Origin of the sequence: Pantoea endophytica (assembly GCF_002858935.1) — a bacterium.
Lineage (GTDB): Bacteria > Pseudomonadota > Gammaproteobacteria > Enterobacterales > Enterobacteriaceae > Pantoea > Pantoea leporis.
In genome coordinates this window covers 1-7,926 of record NZ_PJRT01000003.1, presented here as the reverse complement: position 1 = coordinate 7,926, position 7,926 = coordinate 1, and the positions used below count along the sequence as shown (strand labels likewise).

Sequence of the window (7,926 nt, the reverse complement as noted above, 5' to 3'; positions counted from 1 at the left end):
AAACGGCACCTGGGAGTTTCACGCGAAGGCGCAAAACGGCGACGTTATCAGCGGCTGGACCGGGAAATTTATTCTGAAGTACGTTGCTGCCGCCGGACCGGTGATTACCGATGCGCTGGACGACGTCGGCCCGGTAACCGGCAGCCTGAGCAGCGGCGCGTCCACCGACGACAGCACGCCAACCCTGCGCGGCACCGGCCCGGCCAACAGCACCATTACGCTGCGCTACAAGCTGGGCAGCGGCAGCTACGCCTCTACCACGGTAAACGTTGATGCAAATGGTGACTGGTCATGGACGCCGGATACGCTGGCGAAGGGTAGCTGGACCTTTGAGGTGCAGAACGCCGGCCAGAACGGCTGGAACAGCTTCCAGTTGACCATCGATCCGGACCTAGATCGCTACCCGACCATCGACAGCGCGCTGGATAACGCGGGCCCGGTGACCGGCAGCCTGAGCAGCGGCGCGTCCACCGATGACACCACCCCAACCCTGCGCGGCACCGGCCCGGCCAACGGCACCATCACCCTGCGCTATAAAATGGACGGCGGTAACTACGCCTCCACCACGGTGAGCGTGGACAACGCAGGCAACTGGTCGTGGACGCCGGATACGCTGACAAAAGGCAGCTGGACCTTTGAGGTGCAGAAAGCCGGGCAGAGCGACTGGAGCAGCTTCACGCTGACCATCGATCCGGACCTTGATCGCTACCCGACCATCGACAGCGCGCTGGATAACGCGGGCCCGGTGACCGGCAGCCTGAGCAGCGGCGCGTCCACCGATGACACCACCCCAACCCTGCACGGCAGCGGCCCGGCCAGCAGCACCATTACGCTGCGCTACAAGCTCGGCAGCGGCAGCTACGCCTCCACCACGGTGAGCGTGGACGGCAACGGCAACTGGTCGTGGACGCCGGATACGCTGGCAGAAGGCAGCTGGACCTTTGAGGTGCAGAAGGCCGGCCAGAGCGACTGGAGCAGCTTCACGCTGACCATCGATCCAAACCTGGATCGCAACGCCACCATCGACAGCGCGTTCGACAACGTCGGTCCGGTGACCGGCAGCCTGAGCAGCGGCGGCAGCACCGACGACACCACGCCGACCCTGCGTGGCAGCGGCCCGGCCAACAGCACTATTACGCTGCGCTATAAAATGGACGGCGGCAGCTACGCCTCCACCACGGTGAGCGTGGACGTAAACGGCACCTGGTCGTGGACGCCGGATACGCTGGCAGAAGGCAGCTGGACCTTTGAGGTGCAGAAGGCCGGGCAGAACGACTGGAGCAGCTTCACGCTGACCATCGACCCGGATCTCGATCGCTACCCAACCATCGACAGCGCGCTGGATAACGAGGGCCCGGTGACCGACACGCTGCGCAGCGGCGACACCACCGACGACAGCACGCCGACCCTGCGCGGCACCGGCGTGGCCAACAGCGTCATCACCCTGCGCTATAAGCTCGACAGCGGCAGCTACGCCAGCACCACAGTAAACGTGGACGGCAACGGCAAGTGGACGTGGACGCCGGATACGCTGGCCAGCGGCAGCTGGACCTTTGAGGTGCAGAAGGCCGGCCAGAACGGCTGGAGCAGCTTCACGCTGACCATCGACCCGACCGTGGACCACGATGCCGTGATCACCAGCGCCTGGGATGATTTTGGCGCCGTGACCGGCACCATTGCCAACGGCGGGATCACCGACGACAGCACCCCGACGCTGCGCGGCACCGGCCCGGCCCGGCCAACAGCAGCATCACGCTGAAGTACAGCAACGGCGACCGCAGCGCCGGCATCATGATTAAAGTGGATGCCAGCGGTAACTGGACGTGGACCGCGCCAGAGCTGGAGGAGGGACACTGGACCTTTGAGGTGAAGAAGACTGGCCAGGAAAGCGCGAGCCGCTACGAGCTGACCATTGATGCCAACGCGGACCACAACGCCAGCATCGACAGCGCGTTCGACAACGTCGGTCCGGTGACCGGCAGCCTGAGCAGCGGCGCGACCACCGATGACACCACGCCAACCCTGCACGGTACCGGCCCGGCCAACAGCGTTATCACCTTGCGCTACAAGCTCGGCAACGGTGGCTACACCCTCGACAGCGCGAGCGTGGATGCAGACGGCAACTGGTCATGGACGCCGAAAACGCTGGCGAAGGGCAACTGGACCTTTGAGGTGCAGAAAGCCAGCCAGAACGACTGGAGCAGCTTCACACTGACCATTGATCCAACCGTGGATCGCAATGCGACTATTGACTACGCCTATGATAATTTTGGTGATGTGAAAGGCATGATCGCGCGAGGTGGTATCACCGATGACGCCACCCCAACCCTTTCCGGTACCGGCCCGGCCAACAGCCTGATCTCCTTACGTTATAAGCTCGGCAGCGGCACCTACACTACGACCAGCGTCAGCGTCGATGCCAACGGCAACTGGAGCTGGACGCCGGATGCGCTGGCGAAGGGCAGCTGGACTTTTGAGGTGCAGAGGGCCGGTCAGAGCGACTGGAAAAGCTTCCAGCTCACTATCGAACCTACCGCCGACCGCAAGCCGATCATTGAAAGCGCATGGGATGACTTCGGTCCCACCACCGGCCTTATCGCCAATGGCGGCACCACCGATGACAGTACGCCGACCCTGCGCGGCACCGGCGCGGCGAACAGCACGATATTGCTGCGCTATTTCTGCCTGGCCACCATGTATGAGGACACCATCAAAGTTGACGCCAGCGGTAACTGGACATGGACTGCGCCAGAGCTCATTGACGGCCTGTGGACCTTTGAGGTGAAAAAACAGGGGGATTACAAATGGAACAGTTATGAGCTGACCATTGATTCCAACGCGGACCGTGACGCCACCATCGACAGCGCGCTCGACAACGCGGGTCCGGTGACCGGCAGCCTTGCGAGCGGCGCCACCACCGATGACACCACGCCAACCCTGCGTGGCAGCGGCCCGGCTAACAGCGTCATCACACTGCGCTATAAGCTCGGTAACGACAGCTACGCCTCCACCACCGTAAACGTGGACGGCAGCGGCAAATGGACGTGGACGTCGTCCGCGCTGGCGAAAGGCAGCTGGACCTTTGAGGTGCAGAAAGCTGGCCAGAGCGACTGGAGCAGCTTCCAGCTGACCATCGATCCGACGCTGGATATGCAGCCCATCATCGACGATGCCTGGGACAATTTTGGCGCGGTCACCGGCAGCCTGCAGAACGGTGATACCACCGACGACAGCACGCCAACCCTGCGCGGACGTGGCGTGGCCGGCACCATCATCCATATCGAGAGATGCCTCTCGGGTATGCAGTGGGCGAGCGTGGGCAGCACCGTGGTGAAAACCGACGGCACCTGGGATTGGACCTCACCGGCGCTGAGTAGCAGCAATACGTGGAACTTCCAGGCCCGCGCGCAGACTGGCGATCATTACAGCGCGTGGAGCGACAAATTCGTAGTGGAATACGTCGCGGCAGCGCCTGGCGCGCCTGTCATCACCGATGCGTTTGACAATTTTGGTGCTGAAACCGGCAGCCTCGCCAGCGGTGATACCACCGATGACCAGACGCCGACCCTGCGCGGCACCGCGCTGGCAAACAGCGTGGTGATGATCCGTGCACAGCATGCGGCGGGTGAGAAAATCTTCAGCGTGCAGGCGAGTGCGGATGGTAACTGGAGCTGGACGCCGGAAAAGGCGCTGGCGAAGGGGGACTGGGATTTCCAGGTAAAAAATTCTGGCGCGGAAAGCTGGGGTCAAACATTCGAATTGAATTTGGATAGAGGCCCTGTTAAAAGTTCAATAATTGATTTTGAGAGATATAATGCGGGTGATGTTGAACCTTCTCATCAATATTGGTTTGAAGATAACTTTTATTTCAATTTCTTCAATCTTGTTGGAGAAGAAAAATACACTCATGTTGTTGACACGCCAGACAATGCGCCTGACATTCTTGGAGATAAAGCCTTTATTATAGGAGATTATACTCAAGCCGTCATAGGGCACTATGGCCCAATAGATCCTCCGTATGAAAATTTCAAATGTGACATTTGGTACGCAGGAGAGACAGAAATGAGATTTAAATTTTACCTTCAATTATTTAAAGGTTCGCGTGACCCACAGGAATTTACCATTCGTATGAAAGCTGGGGAAGTTTTTTCGCTGAATGTGCAAGATTATATTGAAGATAAATCTATACAGCCTGAAATATATTTTCTTAAATTTGAATTTGGGCATAACTCTAGAAATGTTTATATAGATAATTTATCTATTGAATATAGCCCTAAAACATTCGAAAATTTAGCGGATAAAGTAGAAAACCTCGTCCACTTCCTTGACGGCGTCGACGCATTAACCGAGCACGCCATCATCGGCAGTGAAACGCAGGTGGATACCCTGCAATTAACCGGCAAAGATCAGCTGCTCGATTTATCTCAGCATAAAGCAGAGATTCAGTCGGTGGAGATCTTCGATATTCGCGGCAGCGGGGATAATACGCTGAAAATCGATCTTGATGCGCTGCTGCATTACGGCGAAAAAGATCTGTTTATCGAAGACGGTAAAACTCAGCTGATGGTTAACGGCGATGCTGGCGACGTGGTGCAGCTGAAAGATATTCTGCCGGAAGGCAGCGATATCAGCGAATGGCAGCATCAGCAGGGAACCGTGACGGTTGCGGGCGTGGAGTACGAAGTGTACAGCCACGGCGACGACGCGGAACTGCTGGTGCAGCAGGGGGTGAAAACCGAGCTGATTTAACGGTTAGATCCTTCTAAATCTGTCTGGAAAGCCACCGAAGTTCGGTGGCTTTTTTTGCTGTTTAGCCACTCAGAACGTGCCGGCACCGTGCCCCGGCGGGCATTACACGGCCAGCCTCTGCAGCTGCGGTTAACTCATCTGGCCGTATCCGCCCGCCCGGCCCTTCCCCCTTTTCTCTCTCCGATCCACCAGGAGTTTTCCTCCTTTGCAGACGGTTCTTGATACGAGTCCGTAACACGCTGCTCTACCATTCCCGCCGCTGTGCGATGTCGTGTAAACCGCGCCGCACTTACATTGACAACACATTATGGACGATCCTTATGATTGATTTATTTGCACGCAGCCAGACCCTTTACTTTGAAAGCGCCGACGGCAAGCTGGTGTTTGGTAACAATGAGAAGCTGGAGCCCGGTGGCTTTATTGAGCTGGTCATCGGCACCGACACCTTCCGCGTCCCCGTAGACGACAAAGGCTTTTACCGCTGGGAAGCGCCTTCCGCCTACGCCGACGGCCACTACAGCTTCTCAATCCGCCACTTTGATAACGCCGGCAACCGCAACCCGCCGACGCTCGGCACCGTGATTGTTGACACCAGCGCGCCCGCCGCCCCTGAACTGCTGAACCTCTACGACGACCAGGGCGACAAAACCGGCAGCTTCGACGCCGGCAAGGCCACCGACGACAAACGCCCGACGCTGACCGGCATCGCGCAGAAAGGCAGCACCGTTTACCTGCTCAACGACAAAAATGAAAAAATCGGCAGCGCGGTGGCGGACAAGGTCACCGGCAAGTGGGTAATGGAGCCGGCGCAGGACTTAAAAGACGGCAGCAACAGCCTGCGCCTGATGGCCGAAGAGACCTTTGGTAAACAGCTGCGCGCCGGCACGCCGTCTGCGCCGTTCAACATCATTACCGGCAACGGCAGCGCGCAGGTTGAACACACCGGTGACGCCGCCGCGCCGATCAGCGAGGCCGCACCGGCCGCCACCGAACCGCTGGCCCGCAGCAAAACCCTCTACTTTGAAAGCGCCGACGGCAAACTGGTGTTTGGTAACAAAGAGAAGCTGGAGCCCGGCGGCTTTATTGAGCTGGTCATCGGCACCGACACCTTCCGCGTCCCGGTAAACGATGAAGGCTTTTACCGCTGGGAAGCGCCGACGCCCTACGCCGACGGCGAGTACAGCTTCTCCATCCGCCACTTTGACAACGCCGGCAACCGCAACCCGCCGACGCTCGGCACCATGATTGTGGATACCACCGCGCCGGACGCGCCGGAGCTGATTAACCTCTACGACGACCAGGGCGCCGTGACCGGCAGCTTTGACGCCGGCAAGGCCACCGACGACAAACGCCCGACGCTGACCGGTATTGCGCAGAAAGGCAGCACCGTTTACCTGCTCAACGACAAAAATGAAAAAATCGGCAGCGCGGTGGCGGACAAGGTCACCGGCAAGTGGGTGATGGAGCCGGCGCAGGACCTGCAAGACGGCATTAACAGCCTGCGCCTGATGGCCGAAGAGACCTTTGGTAAGCAGCTGCGCGCCGGCGCGCCTTCGGCGGCGTTTGACATCGTGATTGCCGGCGACAACGTCACGGTTACCATTACCGATGCGTTTGACGACGCGGGCAGCTTCACCGGGGCGCTCGGCAACGGCGCGCTCACCGACGACGCCACGCCAACCCTGCGCGGCGAGGTCTCCGCCGCTGACACCGTTATCGTCTATTACCGCCTCGCCGGCAGCCCGACCTGGGCCGGCAGCGCCACCGCCACCCTCAGCGGCGACACCTGGAGCTGGACGCCGGGCAGCAACCTGCCGGCCGGCCGCTATGAATTCCAGGCCAGCACCGGCGACGTCGCCTCGGCGCTGTTTGAGCTGGAGATCGTCAGCCCGTCCGATATTGCCCTGCGCACCCGCTTTGAAACGGTTATCGACGACTTCGGCGATGCCACCGGCCTGCTGGAAAGCGGCGCCATCACCGACGACGCCACGCCCACCTTCCAGGGCCGGGCGGAAGCCAACAGCCAGGTGGTGATCCGCTATACGCTGGCGGGCGGTGCTGCTGCCTCCGTCACCGTTGACGCCGACAGCACCGGCCGCTGGAGCTGGACGCCGGGCACCGGGCTGGCCGCCGGCCAGTGGTCGTTCGACGTCAAATCTCTGGGGCAGACGCACTGGAACGACAGTTTCGATCTGATCATTGTTTCTGAAAGCGACGGCGGCTTTGCGCCCGTCATCGATTACGCGGTGGATGACTTCGGTCCCGTGACCGGCAACCTCGGCAGCGGCGGCAGGACCGACGACAGCACGCCAGCGCTGCACGGTCGCGCCGAAGCCAACAGCCTGGTGATCCTGCGCTACACCCTGGGCGACGGCCGCTATGACAGCGCCAGCATAAAAGCAGATGCAGGCGGCAACTGGTCGTGGACGCCGCCGGAGCTGGCCAGCGGCAGCTGGACCTTCGAGGTGAAGAAGACCGGTCAGATGGACTGGAGCAGCTTTACGCTCACCATCGATCCCAATGCCGATCGCAACGCCAGCATCGACAGCGCGCTGGACAACGTGGGCCCGGTGACCGGCAGCCTGAGCAGCGGCGCATCCACCGATGACACCACGCCAACCCTGCGCGGCACCGGCCCGGCCAGCAGCGTTATCACCCTGCGCTATAAAATGGACGGCGGCAGCTACGCCTCCACCACGGTGAGCGTGGACAACGCAGGTAACTGGTCGTGGACGCCGAATACACTGGCAAAAGGCAGCTGGACCTTTGAGGTGCAGAAGGCCGGCCAGAGCGGCTGGAGCAGCTTTAAGCTGACCATCGATCCGGACCTCGATCGCTACCCCACCATCGACAGCGCGCTGGACAACGCGGGCCCGGTAACCGGCAGCCTGAGCAGCGGCGCGTCCACCGACGACACCACGCCGACCCTGCGCGGTACCGGCCCGGCCAACAGCGTTATCACCCTGCGCTACAAGCTCGGTAACGGTGGCTACACCCTCGACAGCGCGAGCGTGGATGCAGACGGCAACTGGTCGTGGACGCCAAATACGCTGGCAAAAGGCAGCTGGACCTTTGAGGTACAGAAGGCCGGCCAGAGCGGCTGGAGCAGCTTTAAGCTGACCATCGATCCGGCGCTGGACCTGAAGCCAACCATTGACAGCGCCTGGGACGACTTTG

At 60.5% G+C, this 7,926-nt stretch carries 3 protein-coding genes; all 3 read left to right on the top strand.

The window, feature by feature from the left end:
* A partial coding sequence (locus tag PZBJ_RS24100; protein WP_240632862.1) for an Ig-like domain-containing protein occupies positions 1-1,759 on the top strand: 1,759 nt, incomplete at its 5' end.
* Positions 1,760-1,791: 32 nt separating this feature from the next.
* Positions 1,792-4,749, top strand: coding sequence for an Ig-like domain-containing protein (locus PZBJ_RS02520; RefSeq protein WP_101761041.1), 2,958 nt, complete (start codon positions 1,792-1,794; stop codon positions 4,747-4,749).
* A gap of 320 nt (positions 4,750-5,069) precedes the next feature.
* The coding region (locus PZBJ_RS02515; protein ID WP_101761040.1) for an Ig-like domain-containing protein at positions 5,070-7,926 on the top strand (2,857 nt) is incomplete at its 3' end.

Coding starts and splice junctions, on each gene's coding strand:
- PZBJ_RS02520 (WP_101761041.1), top strand. CDS start 1,792: ATGATTAAAGTGGATGCCAGCGGTAACTGGACGTGGACCGCGCCAGAG.